We start from the raw sequence: 632 nt of genomic DNA on the forward strand, positions 1-632 counted from the left end.
AGATTGTATTACCCCCGAAACAGTTGGTTTATGCGAAAATGCTTGTGTGACAGTCTTTTCTGTCATATGTGACCAGTGTTTGTTTGGGGATAAGAGCCCCCACCTATCACCATTCCATTGATAGCGGTGTACAGACAATTCCTTCTTTATAGACTTATGTTTCCAAGTGAATGCCTTATAAACTATTCCATCGCTTGAAATTGCAGTGCCATAGGTTCCTTCTTTGCTCGCCCAAAGTGGAATATCCAAAAAAAGTTCTACATGCCCTTTTCCTATTAGTTTATCTTCTTGATATTCGTGCCCCTTTCCCCAAAGATTGGGGTCCTCCTGATATAACATCCCATCACTGAGTTGATCAGAACCCTTTGGTTTTTGGAAAGAAATATCGCTATATTCCGTTTTTTCCGTGATGACTGGTGTACTATCGGCTTCGTTTTTCAGGGTGTTGGTTTGGATATTTAAGTTTCCACCTGCTTGAATAGAGCCTGCTTTATTGACAAGGGAAAGGCTTTTTCCGCTGCCAGCCGCATTGGTGAAAGATAAATCACCTTCTGTCATTATGGTGCCAAAATCATTCAACAAAGCCCCATCAACTTGTAAAGCACCATTGCCCTTCACATAAATTAAGCCCG

General features: G+C 41.5%; 1 protein-coding gene. It reads right to left on the minus strand.

Annotated elements, in window-relative coordinates; genetic code table 11:
• A partial coding sequence (locus tag ACFIL8_RS12180; protein WP_375690034.1) for a hypothetical protein occupies positions 1 to 632 on the minus strand: 632 nt, incomplete at both ends.

Source organism: Bartonella sp. AP57NXGY, from assembly GCF_042195805.1.
Taxonomy (GTDB): domain Bacteria; phylum Pseudomonadota; class Alphaproteobacteria; order Rhizobiales; family Rhizobiaceae; genus Bartonella.